Here is a 23,074-nt window from a genome sequence, read left to right as displayed (position 1 = left end):
GACTCAGAACTGGTCAGCCGAAACCAAGTTTGCTGTCGTCCTTGAAGCGGCCGGTTTGTCCGAGATCGACCTGGGCGAGTATTGCCGCCGCAAAGGCCTTTACCCCGAGCAAATCACTGCCTGGCGACAAGCCTTCATCACCGGCCAGAAATCGGAAAAGACCCAGCAAAAAGAAGAGCGGGAGCAGTCTCGCAAAGATAAGAAACGCATCCAGGAACTTGAGCGCGAACTGCGCCGCAAAGACAAGGCGCTCGCTGAAACAGCCGCGTTGTTGGTGCTGCGAAAAAAGCTCAACGACTACTGGGGGACCGACAACGAGGACAACTGACGTCTTTGCCAGAACGGTAGTTACTCGTGGATTGGCTGAGCCAAGCGGTCACGGCGGGAGCCAGAAAAATCAGGGCCTGCCGGGAAATCGGTCTATCGCTGCGGACCTTGCAGCGGTGGACTGAAACAGACGTTATCCAGGCCGATGCCCGAACGACTGTCACACGGTCAACACCGCGAAATGCACTGAACGAGGCTGAGCTGATGGCGAACAAAAGCATGTCCCAGGCGAAGATTGTCCTGCGCCCATACTTGTCCGCGAGGGGGCCTGCGATCAGGCTACCCAGGAAAAGGCCGGCGAGCGACGCAGCGCCCAGCAGTCCCATCCACAATGCAGTGAGTTGCAGTGGGCCCGCCGCCATGCTGACAGCGATGCCGATAATTCCAAGTACGAAGCCATCACTGAATTGGCCACCAGTACCACTGAACACCGTCCTGATATGGAAGCGGGTCAGCGGTAGGTCTTCGAACGATACTTGCTTGCTCATTCGTGTCTCCGCTTACTTTTTATAGTTGTTGGATCCGGCGCGGGCGCCGGGCACGAAATGAGTCTATGGCTTCATCATTAGTATTTCAGCATTCGCAATTGCAGTATCAGAACAGCTAATACTAACGTGCATTTTTTCTTATTCTCCAGCCTATTACCTTCATCGCATTCTGTGCGTCGGACAGAGGCTGGGACGCCTTGAAGATGGCAGAGCAGATTTAGGTATATCCATGAGAGAAGCGGCGACCGGGCGTGTAGCCGTAGCTTTCGGACGAAAGCTGCTATTGGCAAATGGCCGCGAAACGTCGACCCCCTAGCGACCGACCAGCGAAGTCGCCAACAACGCCTCCAACCCCATCGGCTTGGCAAAATAATAACCCTGGGCCTGCCCTGCACCCATTTCGCGCAGCAAGACCAGCGTCGCCTCATCCTCGACACCTTCGGCCACCACGCTGAGGTCCAGCGATTCGGCCATACGCACAATCGCCCGGACGATCGCGCGACTGCGAGAACTGGTGGTCAATTCGAGGATGAACGACTTGTCGATCTTCAAGCCGCTGAAACGGTATTGATGCACATAGCTCAGGGATGAAAATCCTGCACCGAAGTCATCGAGCACCACCGACATGCCGTTGTCGGCCAATTGCTGCATGGTCAGTCGGGCAATCGCCGGCTCAGCTACCAGCGCACCTTCGGTCAACTCCAGGCAGATTCGCGACGGCGAGACCCGGTGCCGCGCCAACAGTGCAAGCACATCACTGGCGAAGTCCGGACGCGTCATGCTGTAGCTGGAGCAATTGACGTGCACCGCAGGCCAATTGGCGTGCTCGGGCTGTGCGAGGATCACTGCGATGCTGTTGAGCATGTACAGGTCCAGTCGACCGATCAGACGCAGACCCTCGACATCCGGCAAAAACTCGCCCGGCGCGATCACCCGGCCGCCCGGCTGATGCCAGCGGATCAGCGCTTCAAGGGCCAACAGTTCGCCGCTTTCGACGCTGACAATCGGCTGGAAATACGGCAGCAGTTCGTCAGTACGTTTGAGCGCGTTGCGCAAGGCCCCTTCACGCTCAACCTGGTCCGAAACTTCACGGCGCACTTCCTGGTTGAACACTGCGTAGCTGTCGCGCCCGGCGCTCTTGACCCGGTACATCGCCGCATCGGCATCGCGCAGCAAGTCGGCTGGCTCGTGATGGAACTGACTGTCGGCGCTGACAATACCGATACTGCAGGACGAAAAGACTTCATGGCCATTGATGAAAAACGGCAGGTCAAACGCCACCAGGATCCGTTCGGCGATGTCGATCACCACCTCCAGCGGCGCCTCGGGAGCGAGCACCGAAAACTCATCGCCCCCCAGGCGCGCCAACATGTCGGTGTCGCGCAGACAACCGCGCAAACGGTGGGCAGCCTGCATCAATAGCAGGTCGCCAAAATGGTGGCCGAGGCTGTCGTTGACCATCTTGAATCGGTCGAGGTCGATGAACATCACCGCCAGGTGCCCGCCTTCGCTGCCGAACCGCGACCAGGCCAGATTGAGGCGCTGTTGCAGGTACGTGCGATTCGGCAGCCCGGTCAGCGCATCGTGGGAGTTTTCGTGTTGCAACTTGGCATTGGCGTGATCGAGCTCGCGGGTGCGGTTCTGCACCCGGGCTTCCAGCTTGAGGTTGGCGGCGTGGATCGCTTCGGCGGCCGTGCGTCGCGACAACGCTGTGTCAATGTGCCGCGACACGAAAGTCAGCAGTTCCTGATCACGCAGGGTATACCGCACCTGCGAGGTATAGCTTTGCACCGCAAGCACGCCACGCACCACATCGCCATCGAACAATGGAATGCCCAGCCAGGAGTAGGATCGGACATACTCATCGGCAAGTTCGATCTCTCCGTGCGCTGACAATCGCTCAGCGTCGCCTGCGTCAATCAGGCAAGGTCGACGCTGACGGATAACGTACTCAGTCAAGCCCCGACGACGACGCCGTGCCACCGGGCAGGTCGTCTGCCGCTCATCGACATAATACGGAAAGGTCACTTCACTGGTCGCGTCGTCGAACAGCGCAATGTAGAAGTTCTGCGCGAACAGCAGATCACCGACAATGCCATGCAAGGTTTGAAACAACTCAGTCATGTCTCCAGGTCGGCTCGACAGTTCAGCAATCTGGAACAGCGCGCTCTGCAGATGTTCTGCGCGTTCTCGGTCTGCCACTTCCTGCCTCAATGCGTCGTTGAGTGCCGAAAGCTCCAGGGTGCGACGCATCACCGTCTCTTCCAGGTCCGCTCGGTGCAGAAGCCGGTCCAGCGCCATGGCCACGTGGCGGGCCACCACCAGAAACAGCGCGCGGTCTTCGGCGCTGTAGGTACGCGCAACGTCGTAGACCTGCATCGCAAGCATGCCAAACACGTCATCCGAGGCATTTTTCAACGGCGCGCCCATCCAGAACTCGGGACGATCACCCACGCAGTAGAAACGCTCCTCGGCCTGAGCCGCGAGAATGCCGGCGGCGTCGATCAGCAAGGGCTGGCCAGTGGTCAATACCTGGCCGGTCAACGACAGGTGCGAAAGGTCAAGGTATTCGTAGTGCGAGGACTCCACGGCATCAACGTCGATGATGTCGACGTAATACGGGTAGTCAATCTTGCCACTGTGCGGTTCATACAGCGCGAGATAGAAGTTTTCGGCGTCGATCAGGCTGGCCAGCAGCTGGTGAACCCCCACCAGAAACACTGACCGGTCGCGGGTCGAACTGGCCAGGTAGGTAATTTCATACAGCACACGCTGAGTAATCTGCGCACGCGCAAGGGTATTGGTCTGTACCTGAATGCCCAGGCGCTGGGCAAACTCGGCAAGCGCCGGTTCCGCGGCATCGTTGACTGGCGCGAGCAGCCAACCCAGCACACTTTCGCCTCTACCGGTCGGCCAGCGGTGCAAGTGCCAGGTCAGGCAAAAGGCTTCAAACTCTTCATTCGCGACGCTTGACGGCCACTGCACCCGTGGGTCGCCCTGCCCGACCAAATGCATTTGTTCACCGGCGCGGTAAACTACCCACGCGGTGGTATGGGCCCAGTTGCGCGCTGAGTCCAGCAATTGTTCGATCGTGTCCTCGTTGCCAGCGTAGGCCATGCCGACAGTATCCGAGTTCCCTTTCAGTTGAGATGCGACAATGTCGTAGTCTTTTGATTGCCACGGGGAGTCGGTCAATGGACGAAAACTCATCAGCGCTCTCCCTGAGCCAAAAACTGGCGATACTCACTTACTGATTGCTAGCAATGTGCCGGCGAGCATCCCGTTTAAAGCTTATAGAAGTTTTTTTCAATAGTTTTATTCGCTTTAGTGCCAACTAAGGGCTGGCTTGTCACGACGCCAATATCCCCGCCTATGTGCCCAAGCCAATGACCTCAGCAGCCAAAGCCGATGGGCGTTCCCCTACTCTGAGACCATAAAGTGCGTGTAACCCTCAGCATTGATAGACACTCCTTTGTTCATTCGCAGAAAAAAAACCCGCAACCGAATGCGGTGCGGGGCAAAAAATTGGTTGGTTGCGGCCAACCAAAGGAGCTCTATGAAAAGCGTTTACGGGCCGGGGTCAGATGCAATCCTGTGCGGCGCGTTCAAAACTCGAAGGCAGGAAGTTCGAGGCCAGCAAATGCCGCTCGTAGATGAACACCTTGCCGCCGTTCCCGGCCTTGCTGCGCTGGGTTTGCGAGACAGTCGGGTTCAACGCACTGCCCTGCAATTTCGGTACGACGCAGTCGGCGTATTGGGCAGGAGTCTTGTTGGTCTGCAAGGTCAGGGTCGGATCGTTCGGCGCGGAGGCACAACCGGCTAGCAGCAAAGAGGCAAACGCCATGGCAGGCACGAATAAAGGGCGCATCGGTCTCATCCTGAAAATAAAAGGTTCGGTTCATCGAGCAACGGAACTGCGCCACGGGCGCCGCCATTGCCATTTGTGTTTTGTGTGTTCAGCCAGGTGCAGTAACCACTCCGCCCGTCAGCAGGGCTGACCAGAGCCAGTCGGGTCAATGTCTTCATCGCGCAAATTTCTTGACCCGCGTGTTCGATGGAGGCGATTTTCCGACTATTGCCGACAAAGCAGAACTTGCGTTTAGTAATGGTCACTATTACGTCTAACAATAGTTGCGCGCCGTGCAGACGGATGCACACTCAATCACAACCAGAAAAGATTGATGAGGATCTCTCCTTGAGAACTTTTGACCTGATCCGCGACGCCGTTTTGCCCGATTTCCGTGACCGGGTGGCCGAGTACCTGGTCCAGTACGAAACCGTACTGTTGTGCGAAAACGCGCCCGACCCGGAGCTTGCGCGGGCCACCGCCAATCAGTTGCGCGGATATTTGCGCGGGTTGAACACCACGCGGGTGTTGGGCATGGCGGATTGGGAGGAGCTGGATCGGCGAGTGGTGAATACGTGGCTTTAGCGCCCGACCAAACACAGGCTCGACTTCCCGAATAATCAGGGGCGATTCAGTCGATGTTCAGCAGCGTTTGACCGCCTGGGTGTTCTCTGGGGTCAATAGCTCCCCTTGGTGACAGGCAGCTTCGCTACTCTTCAGTAATTCCCTTCCCGCACCAACCGTCTGACCTCAGCCTGTATGGCATAAGCCGGCGCCTCCACAGCATTGAAATCTTGTGTATACCGCTGGGCAAATCCTTCTACCCCCCATTCCTGATACTGCTGCACATGCTTTAATTCGTGAGCCCAGAGCGCGATGTTCTGTTCTGCGGTTTGAGCGTCCCGGAAGAGGATGATGTCGATCAGCGTCACGGCACCGACATCGGGGTTTTGCAGCATGGCAGTGGCGGCGCTGAATTGGCCGTTGTCGCTAACTTTGTAGCGCGCGGTATCGAGGACGCTGGGGTCGTACCAGCGCAGCAGTTGCTCCCGGATGTGCGGTGGAATGGGTTGGATGCCGGCGTTGGCTGCTTCAGCGCGGGCTTGGGTCAGCCACAGCGCCAGGGCAGGTGCCGCGATCTGGTAGATGCCATCAGGCAGGGGGCCGAGCAGCTGTCCCACGTCTGGCAGGCAGATGCAGCCGTCCAGGCACACTTGTTTCTCGCCAGCTGGGCAGGCGTTGGTCTGGGCTGGCACTTCAAGAGTCAGGCAAAGAACAAACAGCGCCACCAGGCGCGTGGTGATGGGCGGCATTGGGCGCTCCAGGGACGGCGCAGCGCGAACAGTGGGTCACAATTGATCGACGATCCGCATAGCTTTAGCGTAGTCCCGAACTAAGCGCCCCCAAGATAATCGCAGGAAGCGACAGACCACCTTTCCTGCGAATCCCCCCACTTTAGTCGACATGCGTCCGCGGCAGCTATTGGCTGGTAGCAGCCCGTCGCGACAGGCAACTATCGGCCATAAGCAGACTCTGGCGACGAACCCGGCCCTTACACAGTGGTCAAACCAGATGATGGCATCGCAACTGATCAGTGGCCTTGGGCCTGCTCCATTCAAGAGCGAAGCTTGCTGTTCACACACTTTAGGGTGCGCCGGATAACTTTCAGTGGGTTCGGTTCCTGTCTGACACAGGCGTTGACCGCTGCTTCCATCCAATGCTCCCTTATCGGAGTACAGAAATGACTCAATCAATGCGGTTCTTCCTATCGATCTTCCTCGCGGCTGCATCATTGGCATCGGCTAGTCTCCTGAACAATGCAGGAGCGGCCACCGCCGAGGATCTGAATGCCGACTCTCGGCAAGCGTTGCAAACTCTCTACAAGGCCACTCCATTTTCCGAAACCATCTCGCACAAAGCCAAAGCTGTGCTTGTCTTCCCGAAAATCATCAAAGCGGGTCTTGTATTCGGCGGCAGCTATGGCGAAGGCGTATTAATGAAGGGCACGAAAGTAGAGGATTATTACAACTCCGTTAGCGGGTCATGGGGGCTACAGGCAGGCGCCCAGTCGTATGGCTATGTGGTTTTTCTGATGACCGAAAAAGCTGTGAAATATGTAGCTGAAACCAAGGGTTGGGAAATCGGCGTAGGGCCAACAGTTGTAGTAGTTGATGAAGGGATTGCGAAGAACCTGTCCAGCTCGACGCTGAAAGACGATGCGTACGCGTTCATCTTTGACCAGCAAGGGTTGATGGTGGGGGTCAGCATCGAAGGAACGAAGATTTCCCTGATCAAGCGCTGAATCGGCTATTTAGTTGGGCGTCGGGCGAGTGATGGCAGCCACTCAGTCCTGGCGCACAGACGCATCGGTACATGAAAAGTGCTCTCGGCCGGAGCGCGTTCACAACACGCCACGACGAGTTCTTTTTTGGCCGATTTCTGTAAGGCGTAGTAGACAGGAATCGGCCAAAAGCAGTCATTCAAATCTGCCGAGGCGCGCGTTGCTGGTCGCTGCACCTGGCATCAACCGGGTTGATCGACAACCTTAATCTGCGTCAGCCCTACCAGCTCAGCCTGCTCTAAAATCTCCTCCGGCGTCGCGTCCGCAGTGGGCATGATCAGGCTGTTCTCTCCATCCCCAAAATGCAGCTGTAGCAGGTGCATCGCCGCCTCATGTACGGGCAGCTGAGGCTGCTTGAATTCGAACATGTGTGTGCGGGGCTCGCCGTTGAACAGGTATTCCAGGGTGTATTTGCGCATGGTGGGGTCCTCAGAATGGGAGAAGTGTAGATGACTATCCTGACTTAATAGTCAGCTTTTAGTTCAGCTGCTCGGCTTTACCCTGTTCATGCAGACCCCAACTTTTGGTTGCCCGCTCATCCAGGACACGTAAAAGCTCCCTATTTTAACTTTGATGATGCATAGTTGCCTGTTACCCAAATGCAATAAGTGGGCAACGTAACCATTTAAAAATGCCTGCGGGGATGTGTCGCCATTTCATCAGATTTTAGGAAGCGTCATGCAGCAAGAGTGGTTAGACGGGCCTATCGCTAAAATAAAGGACGCCGAATCTCAAAGAGTTGAAAAGCTTGAGGCCAGACTCAAGGTTCGACCAGCAATCTTTTTTCTGATGGCGGTGTGTCTGTCCTTGGTGGTGGTGGTGATGTGGGAGGTCTGGAACTCTCGCCAGTATCGTTTGCATGACCAAAAGATAGCGATGTCAAACCTTGCGCAGACCCTGTCATCGCAAGCGCAGGCATCAATCAAGCAAGCCGACACCGTATTGTTCGGCTTGGTCGACCGTCTCGAAATCGAGGGTATGGACCATGCCCAGATACCCAGAATACAGCGTTTGCTCCGCTCCCAGCGTCGGCAGTTGGCTCAATTACACGGCCTCTTCATCCATGACGAAAAAGGCCAGTCGCTCGCGGATTCGAACGGGATAATCCCGCCAAAAACCAACTACGCGGACCGCGAATATTTTATCTTTCATCGCGAGCATCCGGACCGTGGTCCGCATATCGGGCCTTCGATACGCAGTCGCTCCACGGGCGACTGGATCATTCCCGTTTCGCGCCGGATCAATCATCCGGATGGCAGTTTTGCCGGCGTAGCGGTGGCAAGCCTCTACCTCAATCATTTTCTCCAGCTGTACAACAGTATCGATATCGGCGCTAACGGCGTTATCAATCTGATGTCAGCCGACGCCCGAATCATGGTTCGTCGTCCCTTCAATGAAGCTGAAGTCGGTAGCAGTGTCGCCCAAGGCCCAGTGTTCACGCAGCTCCTGCCGACAGGGCCCTTTGGTACGGGAATCGTCAAATCCCATGTGGACGGTGTAGAGCGTGTAGTGGGATTCAGGCGAGTCGATGAGTATCCCCTTGTCATATTTGCCGCCCTCAACAAGGATGAAGTCCTGGCATCCTGGCGACAGCAGTCGTTGTTAAGTGCGGCGATCGTTGCTTTGCTGCTGGGAATTCTGGGTGTACTGGGCTATCGACTCATTCGTCTGATGAAGCAACAAAACCACATTCAAAACGAACTGTTGGGCGCTCAGGATAAATTGATCGAGGCCAATCGGGCGCTAGAGTTGTTAGCGTTGGAGGACGCGCTGACAGGACTGGCAAACCGGCGTCAGTTCGATCTGTTCCTTCAGTCTGAAATGGGACGTGCCAGGCGCAGCCAAGAGAGCCTGGCGCTACTGATGCTCGATGTCGATCACTTCAAGCGCTTCAATGATCAATATGGTCATTTGACCGGGGACGAGTGTTTACGCACCATCAGCACGATCATCCAGGCGAACATCAAACGGCCCGGTGATCTCGCGTCGCGTTATGGCGGCGAGGAGTTTGCCGTGGTATTGCCTGACACTGACTATGTTGGGGCATTTCTAGTGGCCGAGAAAATTCGGCGTGCCGTTCAGCAAGCGGGTATTCAGCACACCGACTGCACGGAAGGCACCATCACTATCAGTCTTGGCGTTAGCGCCTGCACTCCAACGTCGGAGACAATATCCGACGACTTGATCGGCGCCGCTGACAAGGCTCTTTATGTCGCCAAAGCCAGCGGAAGGAATATGTGTGTTATCGCTAACTGATTGACTCACTCAGATTTAGACATACCCGGAATCTTTCCCCCTTTGGACTTGGCCACCGGCCTGAAGTGAGCGCGAGTGGTCGAGCGCCTGGCTTATAAGCGCCTTTGGTTCGTCATTCGCCCCATGAGCAGATCATGATCCTCCTTGGCTGACATGCAAGGTGTGTTGGGCAGGCGCTTACGAATGAGGGACTGGACGCTATGAGCCGGCCACTTTCCGCAATGGATCCGATAACAGCGACAGTCGAGCGCGACCCCGGCCGTTCCTCGCCTGTCTTCGCCTTGCCTGATCGCCGCTCGGCGACTTTTCGTACAAACCCTAGACCGGGCTCAAGCCAGCAGCTCGGTGATCCACCGGGCCTTCCGGGCGACGTCCTGCACCTTCTCCTCGGGCACGGCCTGCCGCGCCCGGTCGAAGTTGGTCAGGGTCTGCTGTTTCTGGCGCAGCATGCGCTGCCACTTGACCAGGAACGCCGGGCTGCGTGCCTGCATCTGCAGCGGGCCGAAGTACAGCTCCTCGGCGGTGTACATCACCGGCCCGGCGCGCTCGGCGACGATGATTTCGTAGTCGAAGCGGTTTTCCCGCAGCACTTCCTCGCAGAGGATGCGGTAACCATTTTCCATCAGCCATTGGCGCAGTGGCTGCTCGCCGCCGTTGGGCTGCAGGATCAGGCGCTCCTGGCCGCTCAGACGCGCCTTGCCGCTGTCGAGGATGTCGCGGATCGTCTCACCGCCCATGCCGCAGATGCTGATCGCCGTGATCCCGTCTCCCGGCTCGATCGCCGCCAGGCCATTGGCCAGGCGCACAGTGATCCGCAGGTCTTGGCCGTTCTCGCGCACGGTGCGTTCGGCCGAGCGAAACGGCGTCAATGCCACCTCGCCGGCCACCGCCGCCGCGATGGCGCCACGGCGCATCAACGCCACCGGCAGGTAGCCGTGATCCGAGCCGATATCGGCCAGGCGCGCACCTGCTGGCACATGCGCCGCCACGCGCTCCAGGCGCATGGACAATGTCTGTTCGTTCAACTACAGCCCCTTTTCACCACGAACGTCCGGCACCTTTGGCCGGATCGGGGCGCGATTCTGTCGAGCAACGCCGTGCATTTCAAATTTATGCGACCAGGGCCATGGCTCGACCCGTACCTACCGCTCGCGTATCGGCCCAAAACGAACCCTGGTTATGGGCCACTTTTGGCCGACCTGGGGTCTGCCGGAGAAGATTTCCGGACTGGACTCGCTCATCCTGCAGCCCTGCCATACTGTTCAGCATGACCAGTGCAACCTTCCGCTTCTACGAGGAGCTCAACGATTTCCTGCCGGCCGAACGGCGGCGGCAGTCCTTTACCTGCGAGTGCGCGCGAGGGGCGACGGTCAAGCACATGATCGAGGCGCTCGGGATACCGCACACCGAGGTCGAGCTGGTGTTGCTCAACGACGAGTCGGTGGGCTTCGAGCGGGTGATCTTCGACAGTGACCGGCTGGCGGTGTATCCCAAGTTCGAAGCGCTGGACATCAGCCCGCTGCTCAAGGTTCGTGCGCAACCTTTACGGGTGCTGCGCTTCGTCGCTGATGCGCACCTTGGCGGGCTGGCCAGCCTGCTGCGCATGAGCGGCTTCGACACCCTCTACGACAATGGCTTCGAGGATGGCGAGATCGCCGAGATCGCTGCGCAGCAAGGACGCATCGTGCTAACCCGCGACCGCGATCTGCTCAAGCGGCGGATCATCAGCCACGGCTGTTACGTGCATGCCCTGAAACCGTCGCTGCAACTGCGCGAATTGTACGAGCGCCTCGACCTGGCACGTAGCGCGCGGCCATTCAGCCTGTGCCTTCATTGCAACCTGCCGCTGCACGAGATCAGCCCGGAACTGGCCCGGCCGCAGGTGCCGCCACGCGTTGGCGCCCTCTATTCGCACTTCCTGCACTGCGACGCCTGCCAACGGGTTTACTGGGAGGGTTCGCACTGGCGCGGCATGTGTGCACTGCTGGCACCTCTGCTGGACCGATAGCCGGCCACATCGGGCCGGCTGCGTTACCAGGGATAACCTTTTGCATCAGGTAGATAACGGCCATTTTCTGCCGGTCGGGATCGGCTGCGTTGGGCCCGCCGGCGGCCGGTCACGCTAATTTGATGACGCCGCCCTGGATGTCGTCGCGCGCCAATCGCAAGTCATTGGCGTCCTGATTGAGCCGGTGAATCAGGTTGAGCAACCGCTGGCGCAACAACTCGTCCTCGAGCTGCTCAGCTGCGCGCATTACATCCAGCGCCGCGCCCTCGTTGTTGGTGGCGACTGAGTCGAGCAACTTGCGCATGCTTCGTGATGGCCGATTCATCTCTAACACCTTCGGTTTCCGTGATGCGGATCATACGTCCCGAATGTTTCGCCAGTGTTTCAGTTGCAAAGAGCCGGTTTTGCGCCACCGGCGCCGGCTGAATTACCGCTTGAAAGTCCGAAACCACTGGTTCCAGATACTGTTTTCTCAACGATCTGTACTGGTGGAAAGATGCTTTCCAACGATTTGTGGATCCACTGAATGATTACTTTGTGTCATTGCCGCCTCATGGTGACAGGCAGAAATCGGCCAAAAGCGGCCAGTCAAATGTACCTGGGGAATCTGGTTCGATTCAGAGCCGCGAAGCGGCTTCGGCTTGAATGTTAGCCCGCGTCCTCGCGGTACGTGCCATCGGAATGAATAGCCCAATCAAATTTGTAAGTTCCGGTGGTGCTTGAGCTACATTGATCAGCTCTCAGAGGAAATGATTGAGTCGTGACTTGATTCAGCAGCTAGCTTCAATCGGTCAGCTTTACTAATGTATTTAGACTTGCTTGGCGGTGCCAATTTGGCACTAGCCTTTTTGGCGTGAGCCTTTAATAACTGCTTTATTTTTTTACGACGATTCATATTTTTCTACTCGGTTTGTAAGTTCTTGAATGATATCAGCTTAAATATTGGGCCAGATTCCTGTGGTGCGCACTTAGTGCATAACGTTGGAAATAGGCGGTGAATCGCCCCTGGTTTCCCCATCGCACCGAACCTCAGCGCGGCACTTTCCGCTCAAGGTTGCGCGACGATCGTGCGAGTCGCTTGCCGGCGTCGGCATATGGGGCATCCTTTCGTTTCGATCAGACGCGTTGACAGCTTTTGCCGCTAGCAAAAAATAACGGCGAGATGTGAATTTTTTCCTGTCCTCTTGTATCTGATCTAGAAGAAGCCGTGCCATCAAAAAGATGGCTTCGGCAAAGGCAGACCCGTCTAGCCTGTGCCACACCGGGCTCAGCGGTTTGCGTCAAGACAGATCAGTTACAGAGTGGCTCGCATGAAATCACGTGAGAAAAACGTCAAACCGATTAGATTGAAAGACATCACCATTGTCGACGACGCCAAGATGCGCAAGGCGATCACTGCCGCTGCACTCGGCAACGCAATGGAATGGTTCGACTTCGGCGTCTATGGTTTTGTCGCCTATGTTCTCGGCAAAGTATTTTTCCCCGGCGCTGATCCCGGCCTCCAGATGATCGCCGCGTTGGCGACCTTCTCGGTTCCCTTCCTGATCCGGCCCCTGGGTGGTTTGTTCTTCGGTACGTTGGGGGATAAGTATGGTCGGCAGAAAGTTCTGGCGGCCACCATCGTGATCATGTCGCTCAGCACCTTCGCCATCGGGCTGATACCGTCCTATGCCTCGATCGGCATATGGGCGCCGATCCTCCTGCTGCTGGCCAAGATGGCTCAAGGTTTCTCGGTGGGCGGTGAATACACCGGTGCCTCGATCTTCGTCGCCGAATATGCCCCGGATCGCAAGCGCGGCTTCCTCGGCAGCTGGCTGGACTTCGGCTCGATTGCCGGCTTCGTCTTCGGCGCAGGCCTGGTCGTGCTGATTTCCACCATTCTGGGCGAAGAGCAGTTTGAGGAATGGGGTTGGCGACTGCCGTTCTTCCTGGCCCTGCCTTTGGGCATGATCGGGCTCTACCTGCGTCACGCACTCGAGGAGACGCCGGCATTTCAGCAACATCTCGAGAAACTGGAACAGGGTGATCGTGAAGGTCTGGCCATTGGCCCGAAAGTGTCCTTCAAGGAAGTGGCCACCCAGCACTGGCGCAGCCTGATGACCTGCGTTGGCGTGGTGGCGGCCACCAACGTCACCTACTACATGCTGCTCACTTACATGCCCAGCTACCTGACACACAACTTGCACTACAGCGAAAATCACGGCGTGTTGATCATCATCGCGATCATGGTCGGCATGTTATTCGTCCAGCCGATGATCGGGCTCATCAGCGACAAGATTGGCCGCCGACCCTTCATTATTTGCGGTAGCGTCGGTTTGTTCTTCCTTGCCATCCCAGCCTTCATGCTGATCAACAGCGGCAAGCTCGGCCTGATCTTCTCCGGATTGCTGGTGCTGGCCGTGCTGCTCAACTTTTTCATCGGAGTGATGGCGTCCACCCTTCCGGCGATGTTTCCCACCCACATCCGTTACAGCGCACTGGCCAGCGCCTTCAACATCTCGGTATTGATCGCAGGTCTGACCCCTGCCGCCGTGGCCTGGCTGGTGGAAAGCACCCACAACCTGTACATGCCGGCCTACTACCTGATGGTGTTTGCCGTGGTGGGTCTGATTACCGGCGTGACTATGAAAGAAACGGCGAACAAACCGTTGCGTGGTGCAGCTCCGGCGGCTTCCGACATTGAGGAAGCGCAAGAACTGCTGCAGGAACATCACGACAACATCGAGCAGAAAATCGAGGATATCGACGCAGAAATCGCCGAGCTGAAAGCTAAACGTGAGCATCTCGTGCAGCAGCATCCGCGAATCGAATAACGGGGGGCACTATCGTCCAGGAGCAGTCATTCATCAGTGGCTGATTCGAAGGAGTCGATCGACTGCCTCCAGAACGACGTCGGGGGCTTCTCGATGGGGGACATGATGACAATTTTTCAGAATCCGGTATTCCCCGGATGCCGTCGTAAGTCTGGCAATACGCATGGGATGCAGAACGGATCCGTACTCGTCTTGCTCTCCATGAAGCGCAAGCAATGGGCAGCCATCGCACCGCCAACACTATGGACAAAGGCGATAAACCGGTCGAATGGCAACTCGGCCCTGATAAGCGCGAAGAAGCGCTCGGCTTCGTCGCGAATGAAATGCATGGGCAAATTCTCCGGGTACGGATCCGACTGCCCGAAGCCGAGTCGGTCATAGGCAATCACCTCGCGCTCTGTGGCCTGGCAGAGTCGTTCAGGAAAATCTCGCCACAATTCGACGCATCCAAGGGAATCATGAAAAAGAATGATTGGCGGTTTTGCCCGGTTGCATTCCACGCCCGCCGGGAACCAGCGTCGAGTAAACAGCCGCCCATGCGGCGTATCGATCCAAAGCGTTTCGGCACTGACAAACGATGACATTGGAATCCTCAACTGATCATTCAGGCGGCCATTCGAGCGCGGTGGCGGCCGCTCGCTGAGCAGGGCCGCCGGACAAGTCCGCGTAGTCAGCCCTTGGCCGCCATCGCGGTGACTTCCACGCGCATGCCTTCGACCGCCAGGGCGGCCACGCCAACGGCGGCGCGAACCGGCCAGGGCTTGGCGAAGAAGCGCTGGTAGACCTCGTTGAAGGCGGCGCGGTCGGCCATGTCGGTGAGGTAGATGGTCAGATGCAGAACCCGGTCCATGGAACTGCCGGCGCGCTCCAGCGCTACCTTGAGCGCCTGCAGGGTGCATTCGCTCTGCTGGGCGATGCCGCCCAGTTCCAGGCTGCCGTCGGCGCGGGTGGGGATCTGAGTGGAGACCAGCAGGCCGCCGAAACCGGCGACGTCGGAGGAGATGGATTCCGAGTCTGGGTCGGGGAGGAAAGTGAGGTCGTGGTTTGCCATGGGGATCTCTTGTTTGGGGTGGTAAAGGGGCAGTCGTGGATGGGGCGGCCGATCCGACATCGTCAGCGGTTCGGTCAGCCAGGCCCGCCGAGGCATTCAATGAGACAACGCCTTTTGCGCTGCCAGTTTACAGCCCCATCGTGGGACCTGTTCGTGAATCAGCTCGAAAACCCGGAAGCCAAGCAGATGGGCGCTCCCCGCGGAATGCCAACGACCGATTCCCCCATCGGTGGATTCCGAGCAGCATCCCAGATGAAACTGGCGCAACTACTACGACAGCCTCAAACTGTTGCGGCTGATGAGTTCAATCAGCAGATATCAAGAGGAAACCACTTTTGGAAATGCTCTTTTTTCGGAAAGGCTTCGATACAAGAGAATGGCTATAATAACTAAAATGGCTCCCACCACAGTTAAAGGAGTGACTTTGCTGCCAAAAGCCAAATAATCCAATGCTATAGTTATAACCGGAACCATGTAGAAAAGCACACTGACATTGCTAGCTGCATTTTTTGATAACATGTGAAATAGCAACAATACTGCTCCTGTTGAAACAACCAAAATCATCCATGCCGAAGCCACAATGAATTTTGTATTTATCATGACATGCCAGTCTGTGCACAAGACCACAATAAAAAATACAATAGATGCTGCTAAGTTTTGATAAAAAGCTGAGGCGAGTGGGTGGGCAACGACCTTTTTTTGGCAAACTGTGCCGACACTCATCGCAAACACAGAAGCGATTCCAAATGTAATGCCAATGCATGTTAACCCGCTAACTTCACGAGCCCCTAATACTGCGATTCCCAGCCCTAAAAATCCAAATAGCAATATCAGATAACCTTTTATCCCAACCTCTTCTCTCGCAATTATTGGGGTGAGGATCGGCTGTAGGCCAAGGACAATTGAAAGTACACCAGGTGATAATTTATTATCTATAGCTAGAAAAAAGAAACTTTGGTACGCCACTTGTAGAAGCACACCTATAAAAAGCATTTTTATTATCAATAAAGCTGGCAGCTTGATAAAATCAGAAAATACTTTTCGCTTAAATATGAGTACGCATATGAAAGACAAAACCAAAAGTGTGCCTATGGCCCGAACTGCAAGAAACGACCATACGGATGCCTCTTGAAGTCCGAGCTTTACAAAAATTGCTCCACTGCTCCACATAAACAGGAATACAAGTGGTACGCCTCTCATGAGGAGCGTCATTGAAGTTACTCCTCAGTTTTCCCAGCTTTCAATAGTGAGGGCACCAATGTGTGACGACATGTACTTCTCCTTTAGATGGTGGAGAAAGTGTACAGATATACTTTACATCGCTAAAGATAATAATTATGATCTTCAGCATCATATTTTGTGATTGAGAAGGACATGAACCTCGACACCACACAGCTCAGGATTTTTGCCACCGTAGCGGAGCTTAGAAGCTTCACAAAGGCGTCAGAGCGTCTTTCCCGGGTCCAGTCTGCGATAAGCCAGCAGATTCAGAGGTTAGAGAGCCAAGTCGGTTTTGAGCTTTTCATCCGAGACCGAAAAGGGCTGCGGATCACCGTAAAAGGCGAGGCTTTGCTTGCGTTCGCGCTGAAAATGCTTGCTATAAATGACCAAGCGGTTCTCTCTCTACTTCGTGAGATACCATCCGGAGGTATTAGGATCGGTACCTCTGACACTTACGCTACATGCTTTTTTTCTGGAATTTTGCGTGAATGTTCGCGAATTTATCCTGGTTTGGAAATTGAGGTTCATTGTGGCTACAGTCGGGATATATGGACTCAATACGAACAGCACCAGTTAGATATGGCCCTTACACAATGTTGCCCTCCCGGCTATGACTCTGAACTGGTGCACGTCGAGCCACTGCGATGGGTATGTGCAAAAGGTAGTAATGTTTACCAAAACAATCCAATCCCCCTTGCATTGTTTACAGAGGGTTGTGCTGACAGAAATATTGCAATTGAGGCACTAGCCAGCGCTCAAAAAAATTACCGCATAAACTTTCACAGCACTAGCCATGCAGGGATATTAGCCGCTGTCCGTTCTGGGTGTTCAGTTTCGGCGCTCCTTGCTAGCACGGCGGCACCGGATTTGCGAACCTTGAGTCGCTCCGATGGGTTTCCATTATTAGAAAATCTGGAGATTTCAATGGCCTACCATGACCATGGTGAATCTTCTTTAGCTTCTTGCTTTGCTGAAATAGTACGCTCATATTTCAGTTCAATATCAATTAATGACCGAGCAACAAAAGTTGCTTAGGGCGTTTTTCCAGTTTCTGGTTCGCCCGATGGCGTAGGTGTCATGCCGATGAGGGTCGAAGGCATGGGCGCCGAAGAATGCTTCGAAGCGCTCTACCTTCGAGGCATGGGGCGCATGTTTGACCCAGTCCCTTTCTGAATGGCGATCTTGCATGGTGGCGCACCGCTGCGGTTGCAGATTTGAACGCCTGGAGCCATAGCACGGTCGATTGGCAACCGGCTCAAACCTGCTCAAGTTGCCTTCGCAAACGCTCGCCATAGCACCCACCTATAAAGCCTTAAAGTGCAGGTAGCACTCGTGGAACATGAAGTAAGCACACACCACCAACGCGAGCCCCATCAAACGATTGAACACCGTGAAGTAGCAATCGCGGCTGATGCGTCGACCGAGGATGGCGCCCAGCAGCGAGTAGACCCCCGGCGCCCCGCCACCGGCAATCGCCAGCAGCGCGGAGACCATGGCGATGGAGGCGCCGGTGATATGCGCGGCCGGCAGCATGACGCTGGTGATCGGTAGCACGACCATGATGCCTTTGGGGTTCAGCACCTGAATCAGGAAACCGTTCCAGAAGGTCAGGGTCTTCTGCGGGGCTGCCGACGGCTCGTTGGCCTCCCCTGGTACTGCGGTCGTCGCGGTATAGACCTGATAGGCGAGGTAGAGCGTGTAAATACCGCCTGCCAGCGAAATGTAAGGCAGTGCCGCCTGGGAAATAATCGCCTCGCCGGTATACCCAAAGAGGATGAACAGCACCAACAGCGCGCATCCCACACCGACGAAGAAGCCCAACGAACGGCGAAACCTTCCGCTCAGCCCCGCATTCAGTGCCATGAAATTGACCGGGCCCGGGCTGTACATCACGCTGAAGGCGTAGAGAAAAATCTCCATGACGTGCCTGTAGTTGACGAGAAAAACGCTAATGCCTGGAAGGGTCGCCAATGTTCACGCCCTCTATCCAGTGAATGACTCGTCGGAGTCTACGCAGGCCACTTATCGCTTGGCTTGTACGTTTGTGGGTGACGGATTACTCAGTGATCAGCTTCAGAACGCGCGCCGCAAAAGGACTGCAAGTGGGCGATAGCTTCACCGTTTCCCGCTGTTTTACCGAGGAAGACATCCAGCTCTTTGCCAGGATTTCCCGGGACTACAACCCGGTGCATTTCGATGCGCGCTACGCCGCAGCCCGTCACTTCAGGGCGCCCATTTCACATGGCCTGCTGACGGCCAGTCTGGTCACCGAGATCGGCGGACAGATCGGCTGGCTGGCTGCCGGTATGGCATTCCACTTCAAGAAACCGGTCTATGCCGGCGACACCATCACTTGCCACTGGGTCATCAAGGAAATGGATGAAAATGGCCGAGCCACGGCGGCTATCACGATGACCAACGAAGCAGGCATCATCGTGCTGGAGTTCGTCCACCAACCCGGCTGCAAGCAGTTGGCGCACCAGATCGCCGCTGCCTTGCGTCAATAGAGTGGCGCCGTCCTGGTGCTTAAGCGCGTGTATCGCGTCGGCAAGGTTTCCCTCCAACGCATGACTGTTCTGCCAATCAAGCGTATCGGAACGATGCGTGGCTACGTGCTTAGGCACGCTGTTGAACAGGTCAGCGATGGCGCGGTTGTTTGAATCGGCCTGTATGTGCGGCCAATACGCCGCGAATATGTCGTAGGTGCGACGCCCCAGCAGCAACTCGAACGGCTGCGAGAACAGGTCCTGTATGGCCTGGCCGAAGGTTTCGTCTGCATAGGGCACTATCCAGCCACCGAGGCGGAATCCCCCGCTGGTATCTTCTTCAGGCCCGCCGGGCGATTGAATAACGTTATCTAGACTAATGAAAGCGGCAACGATGAGCTTGCGCATACTCTTCTCCAGGTTCGTCCTCGTGAAAGTTCTCGTACAGGGAACGCCTGCGATCAATCAGATTCATTCCCTAACGGATAGTCGAACGAGACTCTGCGAAATCGACAATGCGATCCCCGGATGACGCTTAACTACTATCAGGCGACATGCCAGTCGCATTTCTTGGAAAGAGCGCAATCGGCAAGCAGCAACCACTGAGCTGCAACCGAGGAGCCCAAGCAAGATTGAAAGCCTATCGAGCCGTACCGTCGTGAGGCTTATAGAAGAGAAATTTTCCGCTCTCGCTGGTCCTGATGTATTTCCTGGCCCAGCGGGGCCTGACGTTCCTGTCGTGAAAATACAAAGCGCCACGAGTTCGGTCGGTCAGTTGCTGGTTGAGCGCTTTGCGCGCTATCTCCTTGGCAATGGTGTACTGGTCGTCCTCCACTACTTGATCCGAACGCCCATCACACCACCACGAAAATTGGCAGGTTTTGGTTTCGACGCCTTGCTTGACCACCTTGCAAACCGTATCCGGAAAACCCTCATGGCCTACCCGGTTCATGACAACGTTGGCGACGCTTTCCATGTCGGCAGGTTTCCCGCCTTTGGCTTCCCAGTAAATGCTCCGCGCAAGACAGGTGATTGCATCATCCAATGCCGATGCGCCCGCGGGATCGACCGCCTGCACTTCCGATTTCGTGATGGCCCCGGCCTTGGGCAGAGGCGTTTCGCTCCCCATTGCAGCTTTCTGTTCCAGAACCTGCGCCTTGTCTTCAGCTACTTCGGCTTTTTGCTGCTGGTCAGCCGCGTTCGCCTGACCACCAATGAGGGCTGTTACGAGACAGATTGCTACCCATATGAGGCGCATGGTCGAACCTGAGTGAAGGGTACTTCGCATTATTTAATCAACAGAGTAGTAGCAAAATCATTCCCCCACACCGCAAACGAAATTCTGTTTCGAGGTGAAAAGGCATTGCGCCGGGAGGGGCGAAATCGCGCATCATGGGCGCAGTCAGCTCAAGGGAGAGTTCCATGCGCGTCCTATCATCCGTTTTGCGTCTTGCCGCGTTGTCGCTGGCACTGGGGTTCGCCGCCACTGCCGTGGCGACCGAGGAGACGCAGTTGGTCCAGTCGATCAACGCTTACCGCAGCCAGGTGCAGCGCTGCGCGGGCCAGGCGTCTCAGGAGCTGCCACCGCTGGCGGCCGATCCGCGTCTGGTCCTGGCCGCCAACAGTATGGGTGACCTGCAGCAGGCGTTGACACGTGCGACTTATCCGATGGTTAACGTGCAGGCGATCAGCTTGTCCGGGCCGCGTGATGCGCAGTCGGCCATGAAGGCGGTGCAGGAGAGCTTCTGTCAGGTTGTGCTGGACCCGCAATTCGTCGATATCGGCGTGAGCCGGGATGAACGTGAGTGGCGCATCGTACTGGCGCGTCCACTGTTGAGCGGGCGCCTGGGCGACTGGCAGGCGGAGGGACAGAAGCTACTCGAAACGATCAACACCGCCCGCAAGCAGCCGCGCCAGTGCGGCACCCAACCCTTTGCCGCCACGACGCCGCTGGCCTGGAACGCCACGCTGGCGACGGCGGCCGAGGCTCATACCCGGGCCATGGCCAATAACAACTTCCTCGATCACAAGGACCGCGACGGTCGCACGCCGGGCGATCGGGCTGAACTGGCAGGCTACATCGGCCAGCAGATCGGCGAGAACATCGCCGCCGGGCAGGACACCGTGGGCAAGGTGGTCGATGGCTGGCTGGCCAGCCCCGGCCACTGTGCCAACCTGATGAACCCACAGTTTCGCGAACTGGGTGCGTCTTATGCGGTTGATCCGAAGAGTGATGCGGGGATTTACTGGACGGCGATGTTCGGTACGCAGTAAGGGCTTGAACGCATAGCTGGGCAGCCTCGACAAGGATGCCCAGTTGCCGCAGGGTTGCGCATCCTGGGGAATCTTATCCGGGTCGGCGAACCGCCCTCACCTTCCCGCTGTTTCCGCCTCCGCAGAAGAACTGATCGCCGCCATCGGACTCAAGCCCCGATACGCCCACTCCAGGCGGCATCTCCAGGCTCTCCAGAACCTCTCCCGTTCCCGGATCAACTCGCCTTAATTCACTCTCATCACCTTCCCAGGTGCCGTGCCAGAGTTCTTCGTCGACCCAGGTAACCCCGGTGACGAAACGATTGGATTCGATGGTGCGCAGAATCGCCCCGGTCTGGGGATCGATCTGATGAATCTTCCGCTCCCGATACTCACCCACCCAGAGCGTCCCTTCGGCCCATGTGAGCCCCGAGTCGTTACCGCCGCCGGGCGCCGGGATCGAGGCGAGCACACGGCCGGTCTGCGGATCGATCTTCTGAATGCGATCCTCGGCGATCTGAAACAGGTGCTGGCCGTCGAAGGCCGTTCCTGCATGGGCGGCGACATCAATCGAGCGCAGCGTCTTCCCGCTCGCTGGATCGAGGGCGTTGAGCTTGTCGCCGGAGGCAAACCAGACGTGCCGACCGTCATAGGTGACCCCATGTACATTGTCGACACCCACAAAGGGTCCATATTCACGGAGGATTTCGGCTGCTGAGCGTTTCATGTTTGTTTCCTCGTCAGGGCTCGTGGAGTGAATCCTAGTCACTCGGCAGTGGAACGGGGAGTAACAAGGTCGTCGCGAATCCCGGCACCGGTGGGGTCATCCAGCGACGCGCTCGCCCTTGACCAAACCACTGCACCTTACCGGCGGCCGCCAGCGAGTCGAGTGCCCGCTGCACGGTGCGCTGACTGGCGCCAAGCGCCAGCGCCAACGCCGAGCTAGACCACGACTCACCGTCGGCGAGGAGCGCGAGCACTGCCGCATGCCGCTCTTCGACGGGCCACGCCAACACCACGACCTCGGGTGCAACCCGCGGTATCAAAGCGAAGCCGCGCTTGGTCGCGGTCACTCCGGCCAGCGTGCGAAGCGCTGCGCGAAGCCGTCCGACTTCGACTCGCAACCGCGCGCGATGGGACTCATCAGTTAGTTTCAATCGAAAGGCTCGGGCGATCAGCGTCTCCCTCGACACATCTGCGGGCCACGCTTCGCCCAGCGCCCGCGCGAGCGCGAACAACACCGGACGCCTGGCGAGCGAGACCAAGGTGCCTGCGCCACGCACGACATGCCGGCACGCGTCCACGACCAGCACCTTTGACGCCAGTAACCTTTCAACCTCCTCCAGCAGCAGGGGCCGCTCCTCACCACGGGTAATCAGCCGCGCCGCGGGGCTGTTGAGGACGAGGGCTGCACTTTCGACCTCTGCTGTCAGCGCTGGGATACCGGCGTGGCGCGCGGCATGCTCGGCTCGAGCGAGGGCCGCGCGCGCCGTCTTCGTCTCGAGGCGCCGCATCGCGATCCCCGCAACGACCAACTCGTGGGCGGCCCTCAAAGCAGGCGGTAAAGGTGTGGGGTCGAGATCGGCGAGCTTGCGCTCGGCCTCGTCGAGACAGCCAATCAGCAGCAAGCGGCGGATCGCGAGATATCGCGCATGGGCGGCGTTCACCCGGTCGCCGTGGGCCTCGAGGATTACCCGCGCGGCGTCGAGCCTCTTCGTCGGCCAGCCCAGGTCCCTTGAAGCGAGCGCGATCTCGGCCTCGGCGACTACACACCGCGCCCGGGCCAGAGCCTCTTTCGGGTCGAAGGCACGCGCCGCACTTCGTACCAGAGCCTTGGCTCGAAGCAGATCGCCAAGCTGCGCCATCGCGATGCCGCGCAGCGCGAGCGCCGGCGCATCGTCGCGCAAGGCGACCCGCTTCAGTGCGCCGAGGGGATCGCCCGCCGCCAGCGCACGCGCCGCGGCCGTGATCAGCGAGTCCATC

22 protein-coding genes and 5 pseudogenes are annotated in these 23,074 nt (G+C 57.2%); 9 read left to right on the top strand and 18 right to left on the bottom strand.

Translation table 11 applies throughout. The features are described from left to right. Position 1: 1 nt before the first annotated feature. Positions 2-537 (top strand): annotated as a pseudogene (locus ACA064_RS11370) (IS3 family transposase); the annotation flags it as partial. Between the two features lie 26 nt (positions 538-563). Here ACA064_RS11370 and ACA064_RS11365 read toward each other — a convergent pair. From ACA064_RS11365 to ACA064_RS11350, 4 genes and pseudogenes are all read right to left on the bottom strand, one after another. Then, positions 564-653: pseudogene (locus ACA064_RS11365) on the bottom strand (hypothetical protein); the annotation flags it as partial. Between the two features lie 474 nt (positions 654-1,127). Continuing rightward, positions 1,128-4,025: a sensor domain-containing phosphodiesterase gene (locus ACA064_RS11360; RefSeq protein WP_497673433.1), complete on the bottom strand. Its 2,898-nt coding sequence runs from the start codon at positions 4,023-4,025 to the stop codon at positions 1,128-1,130. Between the two features lie 370 nt (positions 4,026-4,395). Continuing rightward, complete coding sequence (locus ACA064_RS11355) at positions 4,396-4,683, bottom strand: hypothetical protein (protein WP_497673432.1); 288 nt, start codon at positions 4,681-4,683, stop codon at positions 4,396-4,398. Between the two features lie 5 nt (positions 4,684-4,688). Next, entirely contained in the window at positions 4,689-4,928 is a 240-nt protein-coding gene (locus ACA064_RS11350) for a hypothetical protein (protein ID WP_497673431.1), read from the bottom strand. An 82-nt stretch (positions 4,929-5,010) separates the two neighbouring features. Here ACA064_RS11350 and ACA064_RS11345 point away from each other — a divergent pair, with 82 nt between their 5' ends. Further along, positions 5,011-5,247: a hypothetical protein gene (locus ACA064_RS11345; RefSeq protein ID WP_462022848.1), complete on the top strand. Its 237-nt coding sequence runs from the start codon at positions 5,011-5,013 to the stop codon at positions 5,245-5,247. A gap of 131 nt (positions 5,248-5,378) precedes the next feature. Here ACA064_RS11345 and ACA064_RS11340 read toward each other — a convergent pair whose 3' ends face one another. After that, positions 5,379-5,975, bottom strand: a complete 597-nt coding sequence (locus ACA064_RS11340; RefSeq protein WP_497673430.1) for an eCIS core domain-containing protein — start codon at positions 5,973-5,975, stop codon at positions 5,379-5,381. Positions 5,976-6,403: 428 nt separating this feature from the next. Here ACA064_RS11340 and ACA064_RS11335 point away from each other — a divergent pair, with 428 nt between their 5' ends. Beyond that, positions 6,404-6,964, top strand: a complete 561-nt coding sequence (locus ACA064_RS11335; protein ID WP_497673429.1) for a lipid-binding SYLF domain-containing protein — start codon at positions 6,404-6,406, stop codon at positions 6,962-6,964. Positions 6,965-7,185: 221 nt separating this feature from the next. Here the strand turns inward: ACA064_RS11335 and ACA064_RS11330 are convergent, their stop codons facing one another. After that, positions 7,186-7,422 (bottom strand): hypothetical protein, encoded by a 237-nt coding sequence (locus ACA064_RS11330; protein ID WP_497673428.1) that lies wholly within the window; start codon positions 7,420-7,422, stop codon positions 7,186-7,188. Between the two features lie 259 nt (positions 7,423-7,681). Between ACA064_RS11330 and ACA064_RS11325 the strand changes: the two genes are divergently transcribed. After that, the gene (locus tag ACA064_RS11325) at positions 7,682-9,259 is read left to right on the top strand and encodes a sensor domain-containing diguanylate cyclase (RefSeq protein WP_497673427.1); all 1,578 of its coding nucleotides are present in this window, start codon (positions 7,682-7,684) and stop codon (positions 9,257-9,259) included. Positions 9,260-9,588: 329 nt separating this feature from the next. Here ACA064_RS11325 and ACA064_RS11320 read toward each other — a convergent pair whose 3' ends face one another. Beyond that, positions 9,589-10,284, bottom strand: coding sequence for a tRNA (adenine(22)-N(1))-methyltransferase (locus ACA064_RS11320; RefSeq protein ID WP_497673426.1), 696 nt, complete (start codon positions 10,282-10,284; stop codon positions 9,589-9,591). 242 nt (positions 10,285-10,526) lie between these two features. Between ACA064_RS11320 and ACA064_RS11315 the strand changes: the two genes are divergently transcribed. After that, positions 10,527-11,267 (top strand): Mut7-C RNAse domain-containing protein, encoded by a 741-nt coding sequence (locus ACA064_RS11315; protein WP_497673425.1) that lies wholly within the window; start codon positions 10,527-10,529, stop codon positions 11,265-11,267. A 109-nt stretch (positions 11,268-11,376) separates the two neighbouring features. Here the strand turns inward: ACA064_RS11315 and ACA064_RS11310 are convergent, their stop codons facing one another. Continuing rightward, positions 11,377-11,592, bottom strand: a complete 216-nt coding sequence (locus tag ACA064_RS11310) for a hypothetical protein (RefSeq protein WP_497673424.1) — start codon at positions 11,590-11,592, stop codon at positions 11,377-11,379. A gap of 408 nt (positions 11,593-12,000) precedes the next feature. Continuing rightward, positions 12,001-12,162 carry a DUF2986 domain-containing protein gene (locus tag ACA064_RS11305; protein WP_081729292.1) on the bottom strand — a complete coding sequence of 54 codons (162 nt, stop codon included), beginning with the start codon at positions 12,160-12,162 and terminating at the stop codon, positions 12,001-12,003. A gap of 415 nt (positions 12,163-12,577) precedes the next feature. Here ACA064_RS11305 and proP point away from each other — a divergent pair, with 415 nt between their 5' ends. Continuing rightward, positions 12,578-14,080: a glycine betaine/L-proline transporter ProP gene (gene proP, locus ACA064_RS11300; protein WP_497673423.1), complete on the top strand. Its 1,503-nt coding sequence runs from the start codon at positions 12,578-12,580 to the stop codon at positions 14,078-14,080. 33 nt (positions 14,081-14,113) lie between these two features. Here the strand turns inward: proP and ACA064_RS11295 are convergent. From ACA064_RS11295 to ACA064_RS11285, 3 genes and pseudogenes are all read right to left on the bottom strand, one after another. Beyond that, positions 14,114-14,664, bottom strand: a pseudogene (locus ACA064_RS11295) (alpha/beta fold hydrolase). Positions 14,665-14,750: 86 nt separating this feature from the next. Then, positions 14,751-15,131, bottom strand: coding sequence for a RidA family protein (locus tag ACA064_RS11290; RefSeq protein WP_497673422.1), 381 nt, complete (start codon positions 15,129-15,131; stop codon positions 14,751-14,753). A gap of 318 nt (positions 15,132-15,449) precedes the next feature. Further along, entirely contained in the window at positions 15,450-16,343 is an 894-nt protein-coding gene (locus ACA064_RS11285; protein ID WP_497673421.1) for a DMT family transporter, read from the bottom strand. A 162-nt stretch (positions 16,344-16,505) separates the two neighbouring features. Here ACA064_RS11285 and ACA064_RS11280 point away from each other — a divergent pair, with 162 nt between their 5' ends. Then, a complete protein-coding gene (locus ACA064_RS11280) occupies positions 16,506-17,387 on the top strand; it encodes a LysR substrate-binding domain-containing protein (protein WP_497673420.1) in 882 nt (293 codons plus the stop codon). Positions 17,388-17,405: 18 nt separating this feature from the next. Here ACA064_RS11280 and ACA064_RS11275 read toward each other — a convergent pair. Further along, a pseudogene (locus ACA064_RS11275) lies at positions 17,406-17,540 on the bottom strand (AraC family transcriptional regulator); the annotation flags it as partial. Between the two features lie 114 nt (positions 17,541-17,654). After that, positions 17,655-18,272: a LysE family translocator gene (locus ACA064_RS11270; RefSeq protein ID WP_497673419.1), complete on the bottom strand. Its 618-nt coding sequence runs from the start codon at positions 18,270-18,272 to the stop codon at positions 17,655-17,657. Between the two features lie 74 nt (positions 18,273-18,346). On the opposite strand from ACA064_RS11270, the gene ACA064_RS11265 reads away from it, so the two are divergent. Continuing rightward, entirely contained in the window at positions 18,347-18,859 is a 513-nt protein-coding gene (locus tag ACA064_RS11265) for a MaoC family dehydratase (protein WP_497673418.1), read from the top strand. Here ACA064_RS11265 and ACA064_RS11260 read toward each other — a convergent pair. Both ACA064_RS11260 and ACA064_RS11255 read right to left on the bottom strand, forming a co-directional pair. Continuing rightward, positions 18,791-19,246 (bottom strand): annotated as a pseudogene (locus ACA064_RS11260) (dihydrofolate reductase family protein); the annotation flags it as partial. The gene ACA064_RS11265 and the pseudogene ACA064_RS11260 overlap by 69 nt on opposite strands. A gap of 232 nt (positions 19,247-19,478) precedes the next feature. Then, complete coding sequence (locus tag ACA064_RS11255) at positions 19,479-20,096, bottom strand: cell wall hydrolase (RefSeq protein ID WP_497673417.1); 618 nt, start codon at positions 20,094-20,096, stop codon at positions 19,479-19,481. A gap of 164 nt (positions 20,097-20,260) precedes the next feature. Between ACA064_RS11255 and ACA064_RS11250 the strand changes: the two genes are divergently transcribed. Then, positions 20,261-21,112 carry a CAP domain-containing protein gene (locus tag ACA064_RS11250; protein ID WP_497673416.1) on the top strand — a complete coding sequence of 284 codons (852 nt, stop codon included), beginning with the start codon at positions 20,261-20,263 and terminating at the stop codon, positions 21,110-21,112. 73 nt (positions 21,113-21,185) lie between these two features. Here ACA064_RS11250 and ACA064_RS11245 read toward each other — a convergent pair whose 3' ends face one another. Both ACA064_RS11245 and ACA064_RS11240 read right to left on the bottom strand, forming a co-directional pair. Next, on the bottom strand, positions 21,186-21,818 hold the full coding sequence (locus ACA064_RS11245) for a Vgb family protein (RefSeq protein ID WP_497673415.1): 633 nt from the start codon (positions 21,816-21,818) through the stop codon (positions 21,186-21,188). Positions 21,819-21,852: 34 nt separating this feature from the next. Then, on the bottom strand, positions 21,853-23,073 hold the full coding sequence (locus tag ACA064_RS11240; protein WP_497673414.1) for a helix-turn-helix domain-containing protein: 1,221 nt from the start codon (positions 23,071-23,073) through the stop codon (positions 21,853-21,855). Position 23,074 lies beyond the last annotated feature (1 nt).

The sequence above is a fragment of the Pseudomonas sp. LBUM1658 genome, from assembly GCF_059716055.1.
This window is presented reverse-complemented; position numbering and strand designations above follow the sequence as displayed.